The organism is Marisediminitalea lipolytica (genome assembly GCF_001758465.1).
GTDB classification, from domain to species: Bacteria; Pseudomonadota; Gammaproteobacteria; order Enterobacterales; family Alteromonadaceae; genus Alteromonas; species Alteromonas lipolytica.
On the sequence record NZ_MJIC01000004.1, the window covers coordinates 145505 to 165708 of the forward strand.

15 protein-coding genes are annotated in these 20204 nt (G+C 47.8%); 10 read left to right on the forward strand and 5 right to left on the reverse strand.

From position 1 onward, the window contains the following. Positions 1-69: 69 nt before the first annotated feature. Positions 70-2817: an insulinase family protein gene (locus BFC17_RS02290; RefSeq protein WP_070174843.1), complete on the reverse strand. Its 2748-nt coding sequence runs from the start codon at positions 2815-2817 to the stop codon at positions 70-72. 155 nt (positions 2818-2972) lie between these two features. On the opposite strand from BFC17_RS02290, the gene sixA reads away from it, so the two are divergent. Both sixA and BFC17_RS22485 read left to right on the forward strand, forming a co-directional pair. Then, a complete protein-coding gene (gene sixA, locus BFC17_RS02295) occupies positions 2973-3485 on the forward strand; it encodes a phosphohistidine phosphatase SixA (protein ID WP_070174844.1) in 513 nt (170 codons plus the stop codon). A gap of 117 nt (positions 3486-3602) precedes the next feature. Beyond that, complete coding sequence (locus BFC17_RS22485; protein ID WP_175439519.1) at positions 3603-3779, forward strand: hypothetical protein; 177 nt, start codon at positions 3603-3605, stop codon at positions 3777-3779. On the opposite strand, the gene BFC17_RS02300 is transcribed toward BFC17_RS22485, so the two are convergent. Continuing rightward, entirely contained in the window at positions 3769-5061 is a 1293-nt protein-coding gene (locus BFC17_RS02300; RefSeq protein WP_070174845.1) for an HlyC/CorC family transporter, read from the reverse strand. The two genes, BFC17_RS22485 and BFC17_RS02300, sit on opposite strands and share 11 nt — an antisense overlap. Before the next feature lie 82 nt (positions 5062-5143). Then, positions 5144-5938, reverse strand: a complete 795-nt coding sequence (locus tag BFC17_RS02305; RefSeq protein ID WP_070174846.1) for a cytochrome C assembly family protein — start codon at positions 5936-5938, stop codon at positions 5144-5146. Positions 5939-6108: 170 nt separating this feature from the next. On the opposite strand from BFC17_RS02305, the gene ffh reads away from it, so the two are divergent. The 7 genes from ffh to BFC17_RS02340 all read left to right on the forward strand — a co-directional run bounded on the left by ffh (position 6109) and on the right by BFC17_RS02340 (position 16124). Then, positions 6109-7500 (forward strand): signal recognition particle protein, encoded by a 1392-nt coding sequence (gene ffh, locus BFC17_RS02310; protein WP_070174847.1) that lies wholly within the window; start codon positions 6109-6111, stop codon positions 7498-7500. Between the two features lie 215 nt (positions 7501-7715). Next, the gene (locus BFC17_RS02315) at positions 7716-8504 is read left to right on the forward strand and encodes a hypothetical protein (RefSeq protein WP_070174848.1); all 789 of its coding nucleotides are present in this window, start codon (positions 7716-7718) and stop codon (positions 8502-8504) included. A gap of 211 nt (positions 8505-8715) precedes the next feature. Next, a complete protein-coding gene (locus BFC17_RS02320) occupies positions 8716-12402 on the forward strand; it encodes an ATP-binding protein (protein WP_070174849.1) in 3687 nt (1228 codons plus the stop codon). Beyond that, a complete protein-coding gene (locus BFC17_RS02325; RefSeq protein WP_070174850.1) occupies positions 12399-13034 on the forward strand; it encodes a hypothetical protein in 636 nt (211 codons plus the stop codon). The genes BFC17_RS02320 and BFC17_RS02325 overlap by 4 nt, the downstream gene beginning before the upstream one ends. After that, positions 13031-14251: a phosphoenolpyruvate carboxylase gene (locus BFC17_RS02330; protein WP_070174851.1), complete on the forward strand. Its 1221-nt coding sequence runs from the start codon at positions 13031-13033 to the stop codon at positions 14249-14251. The genes BFC17_RS02325 and BFC17_RS02330 overlap by 4 nt, the downstream gene beginning before the upstream one ends. A gap of 208 nt (positions 14252-14459) precedes the next feature. Then, entirely contained in the window at positions 14460-14861 is a 402-nt protein-coding gene (locus tag BFC17_RS02335; RefSeq protein WP_070174852.1) for a hypothetical protein, read from the forward strand. 93 nt (positions 14862-14954) lie between these two features. Continuing rightward, on the forward strand, positions 14955-16124 hold the full coding sequence (locus BFC17_RS02340; RefSeq protein ID WP_070174853.1) for an alpha/beta hydrolase: 1170 nt from the start codon (positions 14955-14957) through the stop codon (positions 16122-16124). Between the two features lie 143 nt (positions 16125-16267). Here BFC17_RS02340 and BFC17_RS22490 read toward each other — a convergent pair whose 3' ends face one another. Further along, complete coding sequence (locus BFC17_RS22490) at positions 16268-16417, reverse strand: hypothetical protein (RefSeq protein ID WP_175439514.1); 150 nt, start codon at positions 16415-16417, stop codon at positions 16268-16270. A 780-nt stretch (positions 16418-17197) separates the two neighbouring features. Here BFC17_RS22490 and BFC17_RS02345 point away from each other — a divergent pair. Continuing rightward, positions 17198-18451 carry a sugar MFS transporter gene (locus BFC17_RS02345; protein ID WP_070174854.1) on the forward strand — a complete coding sequence of 418 codons (1254 nt, stop codon included), beginning with the start codon at positions 17198-17200 and terminating at the stop codon, positions 18449-18451. Positions 18452-18607: 156 nt separating this feature from the next. Here the strand turns inward: BFC17_RS02345 and BFC17_RS02350 are convergent, their stop codons facing one another. Beyond that, positions 18608-20005, reverse strand: a complete 1398-nt coding sequence (locus BFC17_RS02350; protein WP_070174855.1) for a solute carrier family 23 protein — start codon at positions 20003-20005, stop codon at positions 18608-18610. Positions 20006-20204 lie beyond the last annotated feature (199 nt).

Sequence of the window (20204 nt, forward strand, 5' to 3'; positions counted from 1 at the left end):
TTGGATCAGTTGCCTGAGTAAAACTTGTGCAGTACTCAGGCAATCAGCGCTGGAAGGTGAAATTGATGATTAAAGATAAAATTCAACTTTAGATTTAAAGTCAGCAATATTAGCAATGGCGACATCAGATGAAACGGCGATAGATTTAAATTTACCAGGCGCAATTAAGACTAACTGGCCGAAAGTCTGATTAAGATTCATGTCGGTAGCGTAGCTTTCTATATCAGCAAAGGTCATGGTCTCGATAGCCTGAGCAATAAGCTGGTTAGTGTGCAGGTTGGGATCGCCTGCGCCAAGGCTCTGCCAGATATTCTGTGAACGCATTGACTGGTTAATGTCCACGTCCTGTAACTGTTTTAACAGGTTGCGCTGAATGTTAGGCCAGTACCCTTCGTAAAAGGCTTTTTCTTTGGTTTGCTGCTGAAGAAAGTGCGAAATATGCTCAAGTAACACTTGTGGCGCATTGTTCGGACTCTGAATATAAAACGCGATACCAGGGTGCTGATTGTGTGGCACATAACCCGTGCCGACAATGTAGCCAAGCTGCTTTTCGGTGCGCAAGGTGGTGAAGAAAGACCCTGCCAGCATTTGTTCCAGTACCATGCACATGGCCACATCCCGGATATCATTACTTGGGGCCTGTAAATACAGCACAACGGCTGCATCATCGTGTTCGCAGGGCACTTCGTGATACAGCGTGGTGCCAATGGGCAGTTTAGCAACCGGCCGGGGTAGCGGTGGCGCTTTAGCCGATGGGCATTGTTTTAATACACTTTCAACGATTCTCGCAGCACCATCCGACGACCAGTTACCATGAATAAGTCCATCAATATGGTAATAATCAAAGGCCCGGTCGCGGATCCGTTGGATATCCTCAAACTGACACTCCTTTACGGCATCCAGCATTTCTATTGGGGCGTGAGTATTTTTTTGAATCAATACACTCAGACGCGAAAACAACCGGTTAATGGGTTTGTTTAACAACGTGTTGTGCAAACTCTGGCATTGTAAAAACTGCACCTGTTGGAAGGTTTGCGGATCGGGTGAAAACCCCTTGATAGCGTCAATGAGGTGGTTAAGTAATTGTCCCTGTTGTGCACTAAAACCACGGGTGTGGATACTAAATCCTCCCTGGTGGCCGTAAATTCGATAATGCAAACCGGCAATTTCCGCACGGTAAAAGCGCCCTTGCAGGTAATCGTTAAGTGCAGCCAACCACAATCGTTTGGCCGCTACCTGGTGAATATTTTGCGCTAGCGATGGGGTATCAAAAGAAACAAAGATATCGCCTTTGGGCACATTAAAAATATGATCCTGGCAAAACCAGAATTCAAAGCCTTTGTCATTAACCACATGCCGGGGCAGGGCAAAGTCGTTCTCTAGTTTGCACAAACTATAGCTGTCACCAATAAACGGATTGGGCGGCGGCAGAAATATCGCTTTAACCGGCTGCGGCGTTTGCCACTGAGTCAGCTGGTTTTCCGAATAAGCCTCTACCGCGTAGTGCGCGTCATAATAAGCGCACTGCTGGGTAGTCGTTACTTCCTGAGCAATCACTTTTACGCGTAAATTAGCCGGGGTAAAGTAGGCTAGGGCATCACACAGTTCTTGTTGGGTCAGTTCTTCGCGCTGACAGGCTAGTGCAATTTCTTTCCAACTAAAATACTGGTGTAGTTCGGCCAGTTCACTGATAGCTTGTAACGGCTTGTATGAATCATCGTACTGACGGGCCAGTTGATTCAGTTTGGCTTTTTCCTGCAGGCGCCAGGTATCATTGGCACTCTGGCTGAGTAGCTCAAGGACATAAAAAATCGCGTTTATAATATCGTCTTTCGCTTCAAGCCCACTTGGGGTTAGCTGTAAGTTGATATTAAAGTCTTTAAAGTTTTCGCCTTCTATCCCAGACCCTGCAATTAAGTTGCTTGCCCAGCCTTTTGCCTTGAGATAGGCAAATAAACTGCCAGAGCCTTCATCGCCCAGTACATGGCTGATAAAGTCCAGCGGTTTACTGTCAATTTTTAAGTGTAATGCTGGTAAGGCAAAGGTCACAATCAGTCGGCGCGCAGCCTGTAAGGGCTTGATATTAATTTGCACACCCAGCTGCTCCGGGGTGTAAAGTGACGGCAAAGTCAGCGGCGCGGCATTGCCGGACGCTAATGCACCAAAACTATCTTTTAACCATGGCAGTAGTTGCCCGGTGCTAAACGGGGAGTAAATACACAGGGTTAAATTTTTTGCACAATAAAGCTGCTGGTGAAATTCCCTTAGCATGTTTTGCAGTGCTTCCACACTAAACTGGCTAAAAATCAGTTCGTTGCCAACCGAGAACTTGGCAAAAGGGTGGTCCGGGTTGGCTGTTTCCTTGTGGATTTGATACAAACGACGCAGGTCATCTTTGCGTTTGTACTGATATTCTGCGTCGATAGACTGAATTTCGGCGGCTATGCGCTCTTGTTTGAAATGCGGCGTGCTAAGCATTGCGGCGAAAGCCGGCAGTAAGCGTGGCAGGGCCTGGGGGTGAGCCTGGAAATGGTAATTGGCAAATTCAGTGCCGGTCCATGCATTAATAGAGCCGCCGCCTTGTTCCACAGCTTCGTTGATGCCATTGGGGTCCGGATAGTAATCGTTCCCCATAAAAAGCATGTGTTCTAATAAGTGCGCCAGTCCCGGACAATTGTCCGGATCAAAAAAGTGTCCTGCTTTACAACTTACCGACACGCAGCATGTAGCTGATTCTGTTTTTTGAATGACGAGTACCCGGAGTCCGTTATCGAGAACAAGCGATTCAGTACTGTTTAAGTCCTGGGTAATATTCAATGTTGTCGTCTTCGTTAGTCAGTTTATTATTATACTTCCGGTCCGGCCTGTGGAAGAACTTCTCACACCTTAGTCTAAGACAGCGCATTAGTGCTAGGCGTGGGGCTGTACCTTTGTTATCGTACAACGTCTATTCTCATCATATTAGCAATGTTATGTCAGGTCAAAGCAGCAAAGACGACATTTTAGTTTTTATCATGCGCCATGGTGAGGCTGAACCGCTTTTGACTGACGACAAAAGTCGATGCCTTACTGCTACCGGAAGCAATGAAATCGGGGCTTCGAGTCATTGGCTGGTCGATAATTATTGCCCTGATAGTCAGTTGGCTACTGCACTGGTCAGTCCATATACGCGAACTCGTCAGTCTTTTCAGCAAGTTACTAATACCTTACACGCCTCCCAATTCGAAATTTGTAACGATATCACGCCAGACGGCAACGTCAGACTGGCTCATGACTACATGGATCTAATCGCGCGAGAGAGCCTGAAAAACAGCGATGGTCAACCCGTTTTGCTGGTAAGTCATATGCCATTTGTCTCGTTCTTTTTGGATGAGATCTGTGAAGCGCCAAAAATGGCGTTATTTGCCACAGGTTCGGTAGCAGTAGTTCGCTATTGGGTTAATCGCGGTAAAGGTGTGTTGCTACAGCATTTTCAGGGTTTTTAATTGCTGGTTAAGTAATACCCAGTCTTCCCATACCGTTAAATTCAGGCAAAAATCTTCTTTAGAAATCCGGCGTCTTTCCGATATAGATTCTGTAGCAAATCTACTATTTGAGAGAGTATGTCAGGCCAGTCCATTCCCGAACAATTGCGCAGATCACTTCAGCGGCACATCGAAGATGCCGACCTGCATGAAGATGAAGAACTGACGCAATTAATGGGTAAGTTAAGTGATTTGTCAGCCAAGGTAGCTGCGGCCAAAGCTAAAGCTTTGGCCAGACGTAAAATTACTCGTTAGTAACTGATTTCGCTTCGCGGTAATATTCAGGCATCACCCGCACGGTCTTAATCATATTTTCGTTAATATCAATTATCTCGATGGGATAACCAGCAAGACGCAGGCTAACGTTGCTTTCCGGGATCTCTTCTAAATATTCCAGAATCAAACCATTAAGGGTTTTTGGCCCCTCAATCGGAAAGTTCCAGCTCATTTCCTTATTAAGTTCCCTGACGTTGGCACTGCCATCAACTAATACACTGCCGTCCTGTTGAACCGACACTTCTTTGGAGTGATCCGGCAGGTTGGTGGTGGTGAAGTCACCAATAATTTCTTCGAGAATATCTTCCAGGGTGACCAAACCCTGAATGTCACCATATTCATCTACTACCAGGGCAATACGCTCTTTTTCAGCCTGAAACTGATACATCAGCGTATGCAGGGGAATGGATTCAGGCGCAAAGTAAATTTCTCTCACAGCGCGAAGCAATGAGGCCTTGGTAAACTGGTCCTTAGAGAGCAGTCGCAGAGCATCACGAACATGGACAAAGCCCACAGCATCATCAATGCTGTCGCGATACAACAATACCCTGGTGTGTTGCGCAGTTGTCAGCTGCTTCTGGATGATCTTCCAGTCGTCATTGATATCGATGGCCGCGATGTCGCTGCGGGGCACCATAATATCTTCGGCCGTCACGTTTTCCAGATCCAGAATACTCACCAGCATGTCCTGGTGCTTTTTGGGGATCATCGTACCTGCCTCGTATACCACTGTTCTGAGCTCTTCGCGGCTCAGGGAGTCGCCACCGCCATCCTGTGGTCTGATACGTAAAATTGCCAGGATGCCGTTAGTAATGCCGTTAATAAAGGCAACAAAGGGATAGAGCACCTTAAGCAGCGGATTCAGTATCAGTGAACTGGGGAAGGCAATCTTCTCCGGATACAACGCCGCCAGTGTTTTAGGTGTTACTTCGGCAAAAATCAGCAGGATAATGGTCAGGCCGATGGTGGTGGCAAACACAGCCCAGTATTCGCCAAACCAGCGGGTACAAATAATGGTCGCAATGGCAGAGGCGGCGATATTTACCAGGTTGTTGCCGATTAATATCAGGCCAATCAGACGGTCGGGGCGATCGAGGAGCTTTTGCACCCGATTTGCCCCGCGATGCCCTTCGCTTTGAAGGTGCTTTAAGCGGTAACGGTTGATAGACATCATTCCAGTTTCTGAACTGGAAAAATAGGCTGAAAGTGCAATCAGAATGCCCAGCGCAATCAGCAGTGCGCTGGTAGATATATCGTCCAACTAAGGAATCCCTTGTACTAATTAGAACCCCCAATGTAGACAGTCAGCTACAGGGATTCAAGTGTTAATTCGGAGAATGCGACTATAAGAGTATTTCGCTGACAAACCGGCTGCCAAAATAAGCCAGTGAGAGCAAAATAACGCCAACAATGGTGAGTGAGATAACCTGCTTGCCACGCCAGCCCCACAGTTTTTGGCCCGCCAATAAGACAATAAACACGATTAATCCGGCAATAGACAGCACTGTTTTGTGGATATAACCACGGCCAAACATGTTATCGAGGAATATAAAACCGCTGATTTGTGCTATTACCAACAAAATGGTGCCCAGCAGAATAAGCTTAAACAGGATGGACTCTACTAACATTAACGGCGGTAAGGAGGAGTGCAGGAGCCCTGCCCCTTTGTGCTTAAGTTGGTGTGTGATATAGGACATCTGTAAGGCATATAAGAAGCCAATCACCAGAGCGCCATAAGCAAATAAAGACAACGTAATATGAATCACCAGGCCCGGTCGCATATCAATGTGCATTATATGTTGTACCGGAACAAACAAAGAGGCTAGTACCGTAAAGGCCGAGAATCCAAATACCACCGGGAGTAAAATGGTGTTGGGCAATAAGCTGCTGCTCACCAGCATCGACAGCGTGATTAACCAGGCTACAAGGGAAAGGACATTAGTAATGCTCATGTTTTGCCCGGCCTGAGCGGCCAGAATCGCATCACCTAAATAAAACGAATGAAAAACCACCGCCAGTGCCGCAATGCTCAGCGACAGCATGCGATTAGGTCCCTGGTTATGAAAAAATCGCCCCGTTACCGAAATCGCTGAAAAAAGATAGGCAGCGATTGCCAACAGCGCAAATAAGGTAGCCATTATTGAATTGAAAACCTGTGATGTTAAATAAGTCCGTATAGATACTTGAGAATAACAAAGAATTCAACCAGATGTCTGCCTGATTGTGATAAATCGTTAATCCCCTCTACGTAAACAGCGTAAATTTCGGTATACTCTTGCGATTACTTTTTGTTTCAGGTTATTGATTTATGTTTGAGAATCTCTCCGAACGCCTCGGCCAGACACTTCGCAATGTCAGTGGTCGTGGTCGTCTGACCGAAGACAACATTAAAGATACGCTGCGTGAAGTGCGCATGGCGCTGCTTGAGGCAGACGTAGCCTTACCTGTTGTTAAAGAATTTGTTGGCCAGGTGAAAGCCCGCGCGGTAGGTACCGAAGTTACTAAAAGCCTTAAGCCGGGTCAGGTCTTTATTAAGATAGTCCAGTCCGAGCTTGAAGCGGTGATGGGGGAAGCGAATGAAAAGCTGAACCTGGCTACGCAACCGCCGGCGGTTGTGCTGATGGCGGGTTTGCAAGGGGCTGGTAAAACTACCTCTGTAGGTAAACTGGCCAAATACCTCACCGAGCGCGAGAAGAAAAAAGTCATGGTAGTGAGTGCCGACGTTTACCGTCCTGCCGCTATCAAACAGCTGGAAACGCTGGCAGAAGAAGTGGGTGTTACCTTCTTCCCATCGACTATTTTGCAAAAGCCCATCGATATCGTTAACGATGCGATTGATTCTGCCCGTAAACAATTCTTTGATGTGCTGCTGGTAGATACAGCAGGTCGTTTGCATGTTGACAGCGACATGATGGACGAAATTAAAGCCTTGCACGCGGCCGTTAAACCCATCGAAACCCTGTTTGTGGTAGATGCCATGACAGGTCAGGATGCGGCGAATACTGCTAAAGCGTTTAACGAAGCTTTACCGTTAACCGGTGTTATCCTGACCAAAGCCGACGGTGACGCCCGTGGCGGTGCTGCATTATCCGTGCGCAAGATCACCGGTAAGCCGATTAAATTTATCGGTATGGGTGAAAAACTGGATGCCCTTGAACCGTTCCACCCTGAGCGTATTGCATCCCGTATCCTGGGGATGGGCGATGTTCTTAGCTTAATTGAAGAAGTTGAGCGCAAGGTTGACAAAGACAAAGCCCAGAAGCTGGCCCAAAAGGTACAAAAAGGCAAAGGGTTTGATCTGCAGGATTTTAAAGAGCAACTAGAGCAAATGCGTAATATGGGCGGCATGATGGGCATGCTCGATAAACTGCCTGGCATGGGCGGTATGAGTGCCAAAATTAAAGATCAGGCCAATGACAAGCAGTTTGTCCAGATGGAAGCCATCATTAATTCCATGACGCCTGCCGAGCGAGAGAAGCCTGAAATTATTAAAGGCGGCAGAAAACGCCGAATCGCAGCCGGTTCTGGGACACAAATTCAGGACGTCAACCGTTTGCTGAAGCAGTTTACGCAAATGCAAAAAATGATGAAAAAGATGTCCGGTGGCGGCATGAAGAAAATGATGCGCCAGATGAAAGGCATGATGCCCCCAGGTGGCGGCGGCCCCGGTGGTATGGGCGGCATGTTCCCGCCGCGTTAAAACAAAAAACGCCGAACAAGAGCCAATGCCTTGTTCGGCGTTTTTCGTTGTCGCAGTGCCGGTTAATTTGCGGTTCAAATTAGCCCCTTTGGCGAAATATTGTCTACACTCTGTGCATCAAAGTTTGTTTGCTACACCGTATGAGAACAATCAATCGCATAGTTAATGTTGTTTTGCTTTTGCTTGGACTGAGTCAGGGAGTGTTTTTCAACCACTTGCGCGCGCAAGAACCCGTAGGCTCTGTAACGCCTGACATCCGTTGGGTAAAAAATCCCTCACCGCCTTTTCATATTCTGGATGGGCAACATAAGGGATATGGGATTTGCGATGTACTGGTCGATAAGCTTAATCAACGATTAGGCGCATTAACCATTGATGTTGAAGTGTATCCCCAGTCCAGAATAGGTAAGCTGGTAGAGGGCACCGAGAACCTCTGTTTTCCCTGTATGATTAAACGTGCAGATACTGACCGCTTTACCTACAGTAACAGTACAACAGTCTATCCGCCGCTTGGCATCATCATGGAACAGCAACAGTTTAACTTGCTGTACCCCGAACAACCCGATGCGCTTTCATTACGTCAATTGCTCAACAATCAGTCTGTGTTGTTTGGGTATGCAGCGGCTCGACGCTTTCCTGACGTGTTGCAGTCAGCTATTGAGAGCCACGGTGACAATAGCAACGTGTTGGCTTTACCCGGTGTGCTCGGACCGTTAAGGGTTTTACAACAAATAAAATATAACCGTATTCAGTACACGCTGGATTATCCTGGCGTTTTGCGCTATTTCGCGCTGATAGAAGAAACTGAGTCGCTGATTTACCGGCCGACTACGGAGTACGGCACCGCTCCCGTTTATGGTGCGATTGGCTGTACCAATAACGCGTGGGGCCAAAAAGCGGTTAAGGCGATTAATTCGGTGCTCGACGACGTGCTTAGTGACCCTGAGTACGTCGAAAATCAAAAATTCTGGTTAAACAGTGTCCCGCAAAAGCACACCGATTGAACGAATAATGTTCAATCGGTCGTGAATTTTTATCAATGGCCAAAACTGGCCTCGTCAAGCCTGTCCAACCGGGTCATTTCATAATAAACTGACGCGTTAATTTCGCGCGTTCCGCTTACCTGTAAGTCAGTCTGGATAAGTGCTGGCTGAAGATCGTATTTTTTAAAAGCAGAAGCGCAGAAGGTCGTTAAAATATAAAAACAGGAATCCTATGGCCGGTCTTAAACGAATAATCCTTATCGACACCCATTTACCGGGCGTGGTCGAACTGAAGCTTGACGGGCACACCAACATTTGTGGTACCAATGCGTCGGGTAAAACTACGCTTCAGCGTTTGATCCCGGTATTTTATGGTGAATACCCAAGCCGTGTGGTGCCCGCCACCCGCGATAGTTTTGAGCGCTGGTATTTGCCGCGTCAATCTTCTTTTATTATTTACGAATACACCCGCGCCGACGGTGAATTATGCCAGGCGGTATTAAGTTCTAACGGCACCGGCGTGAATTACCGGTTTATCGCCAAGCCGTTTGATCTGGATGACTACCTGTATCAGCAAAAAAATGGCAAGCATGCGTCCTTAACCTCAACCGAAATCGCCCGTGCGATGAAACGCAACAACGTGGTGGTTTCAAGCTTGCTGACAACCAAAGATTTTCGCGCAGTGTTACAAAACGACCAGGGCGTGTTAAACCAGTCAAGCAGTGCCCGCGAGTTGCTCGGTTATGCCAAGGTGTTTAGCCTTAGCCAATCCAGTGAGCATTTACGTCATATCGAAAAGCTGGCCAAAGCAGTGCATTCTAAAGAAGGTAAAATGGAAACCATCAAGGCGATGATTGCCGCCATTCTGGAGGAAGACGGCGTGCAACCGCCGACGTCCAGTTTATCGCGCAATCGCGTTGACGACTGGATCCGCGAGTGTCACCTGATTCGCGCTTTTGATAAGGTTCGCCCTGAGTTTACCCGCCTGGAGCAGGCCAATATGGCCCTGCAGGAAGCAGAAGGTAACCTTGCTGAAATAAGCCAGGCTTTTGAACTGGATAAATCCATATTAACTGCGAGGGTTGAAGAGAGCCGTCAGCAGTTGGATGATGTGCTGCACCAGAAAAAATTGAACGACAGCCAGTGGAACGAACGCCGCGATGAGCTTAATCAGCAGGTTTCAGCTTCCCGTGCCGACGTGGAAAAATACACCGCTGAGCTTGAAGCGGTAGAGCGAGAGTTTGATAACTGGCAGGATCAGAATATCGAACAGCTTAAAGAAGACGTGGCTAAGTTGCCTCAGTGGCAACGGGATTTGGAGCTGGTATCCAGTCGTTACACGCTGCTCACCGAGCAGCATCAGGATATAGAGTCAGCGTATAACCGCCGTATTGCCGAAATCGGCGAAACCTTAAGTGCACAGGTTGAGGAACTCTCTGCTGCGCGTCAGGAAGCGGCCGAAAAACGCAGCGATCAACAGCAGCAGGAGCGCGACGCTCTGCAGGATATCAAAGCTGACTACGAAGCCCAGGTGCAAACCTTAAGCGATACCTATCAGTCAAAGTTAAACGAACTGAAAGTCAGCGAAGCGGAAGCAAAAGTCGCCTTAGCGAATGCGGGTTATAACGAGTTTGAGCAATCGCAACTGGAACTGCTTGATGCCGCCATTAAAGAAGCGAGCATTAATGAAGACAGCGTGCGAGGGCAGTATCGTCAAACGCAGAGTGAATACCAAAAGGCGGTGCAGCAGCGCGACAGCGCGAATCAGGCGCTGGAAAAAGCCCGTTCAGCCCACCGTAAAGCCGAGCAACAGGTAGAGGAGGTCAATGCGCTGCTTTATCCGGGAGAGGGGTCTTTACTGGAATTTTTGCGGGCCAATGTGGACGAGTGGGAAAACAGTATTGGCCGCCTGATCCGCCCGGAATTACTCGACAGAACTGATTTGCAGCCTAAACCGGTGGATAGAGCGGCAGGTTTGTACGGGGTTGAATTATCCCTTGAACACCTGGACGTGCCAGCCTACGCCAAAACCGAACAGGATTTAAAACAAGCGCTGGCTGAAGCCGAAGCGGCGCTGTCTGACGCGCTGGATAAGCAAAACGAGTGCGAAATCGAACTGGCAAAATGCAACGAAGCGGTGCGCACAGCCGAACTTGCCATGACTCGTCAGGACAACGCGGTACGCAGTGCAGAAGCCACTCGTAAACGCGCAACTCAGGATAAAGAGTCGGTGTTGAGCGAATACCAGCATGCGCTAAAAGAACGCAAGCAACGGGCCAAATCACAGCTTGAGTCTAATCAGCAGGCACAGAAAAAACTGCAAAATCAGTTTGAAATGGACCGCGACGACATTCGCGATCAGCAGCGCGAGGCGGTTACCGAGCATAGCTTCCACTGGCAGCAGCTCATTGCCGATAGCGACGCGCGTCTGGCGCAGCTGGATAGCGAAATAAAACAGGCCAAAGCCTCAGCGGCACAAGACCGTGACGAAATGGCCAAATGGCTGGAAAACGAGCTTAACCAGCGCGGTCTGGACGTTGACGAAATCGGCCAGCTCAAGAAACAGGTGAAAAGCCTCAAAGACGCTATCTACAAAACGGAAACCCAGCGTCACAAAGTGGCCGATTACGACCGTTGGTATCAAACCGTCTTTACCGGGCACAAGGTAACCTGGCAACAGGGCCTGACCAAAGCGCGTAAAGCGCTGAGTGAAGCCGAGCGTGAGCTGAATGATCTGCAGGTGCAGTACCGGGAAACCCGCGAAACCTTGAAAACCAAGCAGGCCGAGCTTGAGAAACTGCTGACCGTGGCTACCGAACAGTTAGGTCAGGTTGACTCACTGGCTAAAACCCTGGCGAAGCAGACGCTGCCTAAAGTCGATGCGGTAGCCGAATGGCAACACGATGAACTCAGCATCACCCAGCGTTTATCCCGTGCTCAGGCGTTATTAAAAGAGCGGGAAGAGCTGTTAAGCGATATCCGCAATTATGTAGAGCGTTTCGATCAGTTAATAGCGGCGCAGGCAGGTACCGGTTTATCCGATACCTGGGAGCGGGCCCGTGAGGAATGCGCCGTGATCAACGCGCATGGCGTGAAAGGTATCGATCACCGCCGTATGGTAGGGCATTTATCGCAGTTGCTTAACGTGATTGTGCCGCAGAAAATCCAGGGCCTGCGAGAGCAGGGCCGGATCTTTGGCGCAGATTTAAGCCAGTACTATTTTGTATTAGCGGATATCGACAAACGCATTGTGAGCCAGAGCCGTCGCATCAGTAAGGAAGTGGATGGCGAGCTGTTCCTGGATGGCGTTTCTGATTCGGCGGTTAAAATCCGTTCGCGGATCAGTGAGCTGGAATTCTGGCCAGAGCTGGAAAACTTCAGGGCCTTGTACGACAGCTGGATGGAAGAGGGCGCTCACGATCTACCAGATGACGAGTACGGGCAAAGCATGCGAAAAGTCCTCGATATTCTGGGCCGCGCGGCGCTTACCGGCGGCATCAGTAAGCTACTGGACATCGAATTGCACTTACGGGAGGGGAACAGTGATCTGGTGATCCGCACCGACCGTCAGTTAAACGAGTCCTCAAGCCACGGTATGGCTTATCTGATCCTGTGTAAATTCCTGCTCGCCTTTACCCGCTTGCTGCGGGGCGAGGCGGATGCCGTTATTCACTGGCCAATCGATGAGCTGGGTACCTTGCACCAAAGTAACGTGAAGAAAATTTTCGATGCGTGTCAGAGCAATAATATCAGTGTGGTAGGGGCCTTCCCGAATCCGGAATCTGATGTGCTCAAGCTGTTCGAAAACCGTTATCTCATCGATAAAGTAACCAAACAACTGCAGGTAGTGCAGCCGAAGAGCAGTAACCTGTCATCATTGATTCAGGCCCGTAAAGCCAAGCAGGAGGTGTCAGCATGATGACCGAACAAGGTAAGGTATTAAGCGCACTGTTAGGCGGGCAGTTTATTTGTCAGGTAAGTGACGAAGACAGCTGGCGCTTTTTAAAAAGCCGTGACAACGCCAGCAAACTGGAGCCGCACCTGAATTTATTAAACCGCACGCTGGCAACAACCGGTGAGGGCGAGGTATTTTTTGCCGGGTATTTAACCTTAGGCGATGAAGAGCGCAAAGTATTGTTGCAGCAGTTTCAGGAAACCACCTCAAGCCTGGTACCGCTGGTGGAATGGTTGTTACTGGTACAGCAGGCCAGCGAGTCGGACATGCCGCTCACCATGGGCAATGCTATCCGCCTGAACGAACTGCAAACGGTGATCGAAGATACCCCGGCTTACAGCGAGCAACTGGAAAAGATTTCCCGCTACCGTTTATTTGGCTCAACCAGTGTGAACCTGGACGGCCAGTTAAAACAGGTTTTCAAAAAACTCACCGATCTGGGTTATCTGGTAAAACCGAATCCGGAAAAGCAGATTTATCTGGCGACCGGCAAAGTAGAGCACCTGTTTGAAGTGATCCGCTTTATCGATGAGACCGAATCACTGTCTTTATCTGAGCAGGCCGAAGCAGCCATTCAACAGGGTAGTCTGCTATGAGTCAGGTGCTGATTCAGGCGGGAAGCCGGTTTCTGAATGCCCTGGGGCGCCACAGCGACCTCATTATGCACGCCTATGTAAACGGCTCAGTGGATGAGTCGAATTTCTCTCGTAAGGTGCTTGAGCAGCTCACCCAGATTGGTATTTTATGGCGGCCGGATCCGCAAAGTTCACTGCGCCTGAAAAGCGCGGTACGTAACCTGTTGGAAAGCGGCTTACAGGACGAACGTAATCGTAACATCAACGCCAATATCGGCACGGCGCTGGCCAGCTTAAAAACCATCGCCGAGCATTATAAGGAATCGCTGCACTATAACCGGTTCAATGAAGCTCATGCTTACATGACCGACCTGACCGAACATGTGTACCAACTCACCGAATCGCTGGCCAACAGCGTACGGGTCATGTTTAGCCGGATTAACAACGAGTTTGGTTATGTTTCGTCGGTCGAGGCTAAAATTCGTGAAAACGAATTGGCTCAGGGGCAGGTATCTGAGTTGCTGAACCAGTTGGAGTGTTTCCGCTTTGATGAACTGAGTGAAATTGCCGGCAGTAATCGCGAACTGCGACATCTGCTGGTGGTGGCATTGCAACAAAGCTTCTCAAAAGCTACTCAGGAGCTGTCGGTTGCACAGGCTCGCTTACTGGATTTACTCGGGCGCTTCCGCGAATTTCAGGGGCGTACGCGCTTACTCAAAGGTTTCTTGCTGCATATGGAGCATCATCCGGATTTTGCGCCGGGTAATTATCCTAACCTTACTCAGGTGCCGGTACTGTTTAATCAGTCGGAAGCCATGTTAAAGCCGGCCAGTATCGATGTGAATCAGGTGTCCCACGAGCAGGAACTGCAGCAAATTGTTGCTTCCTTAAGCTCGGTTTATCGCCGTAAACCAGTGGTCACCGAAACCGAAAAGACCTCAACCATTGATGTCAGCGAACAGCAATCTGTAGATTTAGAGCGTGATCCGCTGCAAGAGCAGGTCGATGCGTATTTCTGCGAAGTGATTGATAATGGTCAGGCGCTGTCAGCACTGGATTACTTTAGTCAGCGTGAGCTGGAGTTTGATCCTGAAGTCTGGATTTATCAGGTTATCGGCGGCTATCAGGCGCTGGATGACGAAGATAAACAGTTCTTTGCTATCGATCCGGTTGGCCACCCGGATGAACGATTTACCGGTAATTTTGTGATCCATGACGTGACGTTGGGACTAAGATAACGGGTACCTTGTCGGTGATTTTTAGAAAACGGCTCTGCCTTTTTTGGTACGAGCCGTTTTTTTGTGACCATAAAAAATCTTTTTTTAGATGAAATTGGTCTTGGTAAATCACAATTTAAACTTATAATTAACATATGTGTAACATGATAGGGTACTATCTGTTAAGAAGTTACCGGCGGGATGCCGGTTTGTGTGAACAGGAGCTGTTATGCATTTATCAGAAGAACAAAAATTCAATCAGGCACTTATAAAACTTGCTGTGTTGTTTTATCAGGTCGACAGAAAGATACTGCTAAGTGAGCAGGACTACCTCGAAGAACTCGTTGAGTCTCTCAAGTGGGACAGTCCAATTTGCCGTGAAGCATACGTAAACGAAGTGATATATCAAACCCGAACGGCGCTGGACTCCGGCGATGCTAAGGACATTCTGCGGAGTCTTCAGACCGAATTAAGCTTTAATGCAAATCAGGCGCTGGAAGTGGCGATGGCCATGTCGGGAATTGATGGTGAGCGCAGTGACGAAGAAACTGAGTTACTCAGTTTGCTTACTCATAAGGTGCTGGCCAAAGAATTAGTGGGCAACCACATGACATTGCCTGCCGCATCCTGAATCTGCGCTTTTTGTAAAACACAGGATTGCAAACACCCATAATCACGGGTAGGGTCTCGCTATCTTCTGTTCGAACATAGCTTATTCTACCCGATGAAATACTTTCGGCCGACCGTACTTATTGGCTTGCTTTGCCTGACTTCACTGGTTTTTCTGAGTAGTTGTCAGCAGACGCCTGAGCCGCGTTTCACGCCTTCTGAAACCGTTTTACCTACCAGAGTAAGCCCATTTGCAGACTATCAACGTGCGGTGGCCGACTGGCTGACAAAAAATCGTATGACCACCGGCTTCGAAAAGCGCTGGGAGGTTTCCCTCAACACGCCATTTGAATGTGGCGTCGGTAATGGCAAGGGCGTGTTGTTTATTCATGGCCTGGGTGATTCGCCGTATTTTTTTCATGACATCGCAGAGCGGTTGTGTGCCAGCAACGTTTGGGTTCGCAGTATTTTGTTGCCGGGGCATGGCTCTAAACCCGGGGATATGTTAAATGCCAGCTATGCCTTGTGGCAGCAAACCACAGATTTCCATGTTGCTCAGTTTGCTGAACAAGTAGATGAGTTATATCTGGCCGGCTTTTCTACGGGTACTAATCTAGCGGTGATTAGTGCCAGTAAGCGTGACGATATTCATGGCCTGTTATTGTTCTCGCCTGCGTTTCAGTCTAAGTTTGCTGTTACCTGGCTGGCTCCCTATATGACATCGGTGTTTCGCTGGCCTAATGTCGAACCCGAAGATAATCCTACCCGCTATAATTCTATTGCCATGCAAGGCTTTGCTGCTTACCAGGGCAGTGTGGATGCAGTGCAGGCATCCCTGCAAAAACAATCGGTTGCACTACCTGTTTTATTGGTCGTTCCCGAGGGTGACAGTGTTGTGGCGGTAGATGCGGTAGCCGATTATTACCATCAGTATTTTACCAGTACCGCTAATCAATTGCTGTGGCTGGGCGAACAGGAAACTGCGCCACAAAACAGTCAGGTTTTAAGTATGGATATCCCGGCGCAGCGTATTGGCGCAGCTTCACACATGAGTGTGTTATTCAGTCCTGATAATCCTTTATATGGTATCGATGGTAACATTCGGATTTGTGATAACGGGCAGGGCAGTAGCAAAACGGCGCGCTGTGAAGCCGGCGAAAAGGTGTGGTACGGCCCCTGGGGCTTAACGGCTGATGATAAAGTGTTTGCCCGGTTAACCTACAATCCGCATTTCGACACTATGATGGTGGCGGTTGAACGGCTTTTGGGGATTGGACACCAATAAGGTGTAAAAGAAGGCGTAAAAGAATAAACAGGTACTAAAGACAACATTAAAGGTGTCCAGGTACCTGAGTCATTCATTTATTCTAAAATAAGTTCACTTATGTGACGTTTGTTGCCTGGCTGATGATAGCCGGCAGTGAAACGTTATTCGTAATGACGTTCCATCCACATGATCTGCATTTTCAGTTCGCTGATTTCTCTCTTAGCCTCGGCTAATTCGTCAGCAATCGAATGATCCTGGATTGCATTTTCATCACATGAGTTGTTCAGAGCATTACTATCTTGTTGTGACATAAGTTTTTTCCACGCGTTATTAGAGTAAGGGTACGAATTTTTGTAGTTGTAGTTGGAAAGATACAGTATGTATTACAGAAATGCCAAAAAAATGAACGAATACCAGGCATTTTTTCGATTAATAGTTGGTTTTTTAACCTGAGAGTTGCAAAGAAACAGTTGGAAATGTTGTTTCTCCTCTGTTTTTAGTGAGAAGCAATACGCTGATTTGTATTACAAATTTATTAATGCCTCCCGATAATACTGGCCACTTAAGCGTAAGAAGACTTTTTAAGTGTTTGGCTTGTTAATGTTGTAGTGACAAATGTAACCATTCATAAAGCATTTGGGCCAGCATTAGACTAAATGGTAAGAACCCCTCACTGCGGCTTTGCTTTGTGGGAAGGCGAACACAGCCTGATTATGTGGATGGCATTTACTTGACTCGAAATATCGCTATTATGCTACCTTTAATGTGCCCTCAGCCTTCGATTTTGGTTACAGACTGTGTTACACAGAATTTGCTATAAATGATGAGAAGGTGGCAACTGGTGATAAGCCAATATCTTGCAAAGTCAGCCTTTCTGTTATAGGTGACGGTACCTGTTGTTGAGGTAGCGGTGGTAGGAAAAGGTATTGTAACGTTAAATCTATCTCAACAGGTTGAGAGAATATCACCTGATTAAATTGTGAAAGGCTTAAACCACTTACTATTGTGGTGAGCATAAAATAGAAGCTTCCTGGCAGAATACTCACTGTCAGGAAGCTTTGTTGTATTTAGCGAACTCGGAGATATGTAGTATGGCGATACAGATGCCAGGAGCCAGTGCGGGACAGTCTGGAAGTAATGAGGGTTATCGATTTGCCTTAGGCGCGTTAACCAGTCTGTTTTTTATGTGGGGGTTTATTACCTGTCTGAATGATATTTTAATCCCCTATCTTAAAGGGCTGTTCGATCTTAACTACACCGAAGCGATGCTGATTCAGTTTTGCTTTTTTGCTGCGTACTTTGTGATGTCGGTACCTGCCGGTAATCTGGTGCATCGCATTGGCCATCAAAAAGGCCTGGTCACCGGATTGAGTGTGGCCGGTGCGGGTTGCGCTTTGTTTTATCCGGCGGCAGAGCTGCATTATTACCCGTTCTTCCTGTTGGCTTTGTTTGTTCTGGCGAGTGGGATAACGGTTTTGCAGGTCGCGGCAAACCCTTATGTGGCAGCGCTGGGTTCAGCTCAGACTGCGCCTGCCAGATTAACGCTGACTCAGGGGTTCAACTCACTGGGTACTACGGTAGCACCGCTAATCGGTGGTGCGGTGATCCTGGCGGCTGTTAGTCAGGCCACTACGCAAGCAGAGAAAACCGCCAGTGTCCAATTGCCTTATTTGGTGTTGGCGGCTGCGTTGTTTGGTTTAGCGGTAATTTTTGCGTTGTTAAAATTGCCTGCCATTCATGATCAGGACTCGGCTACCACGGCGGATGTAAAACCGGTGCTGACAGAGTATCGCCATCTTATTTTCGGTGCGGTCGGTATTTTCGTATATGTTGGTGGTGAAGTGGCTATTGGGAGTTTCCTGGTAAACTTTATTGGCCATGAAGACATCCTGGGACTGGCCGAACACGAGGCGGCGAATTATGTTGCTTACTATTGGGGCGGCGCTATGGTTGGCCGATTCATTGGTGCAGCAGTCATGACAAAGTTTTCACCTTCCAAAGTATTAGGCTGGCATGCAGTTGCTGCCGCGATTTTGGTGTTAACCGCTATTTTTACTACAGGACAAGTGGCAATGCTGGCTATCCTGGCTGTGGGTTTATGTAATTCTATTATGTTCCCTACTATTTTCAGTCTGGCTATTCAGGGGATGGGCGTTTATGCAAGTAAAGGCGCTGGCTTGTTGTGTCTGGCGATAGTGGGTGGCGCCATCGTGCCGTTACTACAGGGTGTATTGGCCGATATGGTAGGTATTCAGCTGGCCTTTGTTGTCCCCGTGTTATGTTATGGTTATATCATGTATTACGGCTTTGCTTTTACTAAATTGTACCGTGTACCAGCCGAATAACTAAGTTCCTAAAGCCGGCGACTGAGCTCAGTGCCGGCTTTACTTCTTCCCTTAATATCCTTATCTGACTACCTGAAAATATCGAACAATTGCTTAATTCTACCAGCCTGGTGAGGCGGTAAAATTCCATGTCAGGGGCAGTCAGAGACAAACCGATTATTCGTTTACTTCTTTATCTGTTTGGGGATCAGCAAATATGACCTCATCTTCTTCTTTGTGAGCTCCCATCAACCGAGGTCGTTCGATTAAGAAGTACAGTGCTACACCAATAACGATTGCATACACAGTAGACTTAGGATCAGGCATAGCCAGCGTTACAGCAACAATACCGGCAACACCGCGCTCAGCTGAATTATGGAGTTGTTCCATACCCACCATAATACAAATATAAGCGGTTAACACTAAGGTCAGCGACAGCGCAATAGGTAATACAGGTTTGAACATACTGACTAATGGAAGACAGAACAATGCCATCATTCCTGCTACCCAGAAGGTACCCGCACCACTATAAATACTATCCATCGCTTTACGACCCATTGCGTAGCGCTCAGCTACAGTTGCATGCACAGCGGTAAACAGGGGGCCAGAAAGGCCTGGCCAGGGAGCCAGGAAAGCATGTAACAGGTTTCGAATAGCGGTAACCACGTGGACGCGGTCTACGTTAATCTCAATTTTTTCGTCTTCGCGGACCTGGTCGACCCGCTCCAGAAGAGTACGACCTACCAGGATATCACCAAAAGCAATGACATAAGCAATCAGGGCGGTGGGGATGGCCAACAGAAACATATCCAAATCAGGGAAACCAACAGTGAATACCAAATATTCTGACATCAGCCCGAAGTCTGGTTGGGTGATCCCCCATTGAATATCCGGGAGTGGATATTCGCCAATAATCCAGCCTACGATCATGGCAATTACCATTCCGGGTACCATACCAAAATTGGAAATTTTGCGAGCCAGGGCTGAGCTTTCCAGTACATTTTTGAACGATAAAGAAAATAAGATATAGGCAGCAACAATAGAACCGGCGATTAGTGAAACTGGCGTGTTATCAATGCGCCCCCCCGCTTTGAGCTCGCCCATCATTGCCGCGATACCGGCACCAATAATAATCCCGGCCTTCAGTGAATTAGGAATAACGCTAACGAGTTTAGACCCCCATCCCGTTAGCCCTAAAATGAGAAAGATGGCAAACACTTCAATTTGCAGAGCAAACAAAGCTTTAATTGCCTCAGGTCCGGGCTCATAGCCACTCAAAAACAAGATTACAACCGGGATTGCCGGCGTGATCCAGCCGGGTACCATGGGTACCCCTAATATTGCCGGTAAGATATAACCCACACCGGCGATAAAGGTAAATGCTAAAGCTGCTTCATAGGGCATGCCAAGGTATTTTTGTAACAGTGGAATCATAGCCAAACCGACTACAAACATTACAAAACCCTGGATCATTTCGGGGAATTCCCACCGGCAGTGAATAAAGGGTAAACGAATTTTAAAAGGTCCAGCGGGCCAATAGGGATGCTCTTGTCCGTGTTGACGATTTATTGCCATAGAAGTGTTCCTTGACTATGTGAAAAAAAAGAATTGTGCAAATGTTGTGCAGCAAGGATCACCATAAAATACAGTCGATTAGCAGTACAATGAAAATTTGTACACTTTGTGTTCAGTTTGATTTCGGTTAATAAAACAGCGATAAGTAGAGAATAGGCTGGCGTTTTTCGGTTACGTGAAGTTGATAAGTGCTATGATG

Bases quoted from the DNA above. Each gene is read 5' to 3' on its own strand.
- BFC17_RS22490 (WP_175439514.1), bottom strand. From the start codon at position 16,417: ATGTCACAACAAGATAGTAATGCTCTGAACAACTCATGTGATGAAAAT.
- BFC17_RS02330 (WP_070174851.1), top strand. From the start codon at position 13,031: ATGAGTCAGGTGCTGATTCAGGCGGGAAGCCGGTTTCTGAATGCCCTG.
- BFC17_RS02340 (WP_070174853.1), top strand. From the start codon at position 14,955: ATGAAATACTTTCGGCCGACCGTACTTATTGGCTTGCTTTGCCTGACT.
- BFC17_RS22485 (WP_175439519.1), top strand. From the start codon at position 3,603: ATGTCAGGCCAGTCCATTCCCGAACAATTGCGCAGATCACTTCAGCGG.
- BFC17_RS02345 (WP_070174854.1), top strand. From the start codon at position 17,198: ATGGCGATACAGATGCCAGGAGCCAGTGCGGGACAGTCTGGAAGTAAT.
- BFC17_RS02335 (WP_070174852.1), top strand. From the start codon at position 14,460: ATGCATTTATCAGAAGAACAAAAATTCAATCAGGCACTTATAAAACTT.
- BFC17_RS02350 (WP_070174855.1), bottom strand. From the start codon at position 20,005: ATGGCAATAAATCGTCAACACGGACAAGAGCATCCCTATTGGCCCGCT.
- ffh (WP_070174847.1), top strand. From the start codon at position 6,109: ATGTTTGAGAATCTCTCCGAACGCCTCGGCCAGACACTTCGCAATGTC.
- BFC17_RS02325 (WP_070174850.1), top strand. From the start codon at position 12,399: ATGATGACCGAACAAGGTAAGGTATTAAGCGCACTGTTAGGCGGGCAG.
- BFC17_RS02305 (WP_070174846.1), bottom strand. From the start codon at position 5,938: ATGGCTACCTTATTTGCGCTGTTGGCAATCGCTGCCTATCTTTTTTCA.
- BFC17_RS02320 (WP_070174849.1), top strand. From the start codon at position 8,716: ATGGCCGGTCTTAAACGAATAATCCTTATCGACACCCATTTACCGGGC.
- sixA (WP_070174844.1), top strand. From the start codon at position 2,973: ATGTCAGGTCAAAGCAGCAAAGACGACATTTTAGTTTTTATCATGCGC.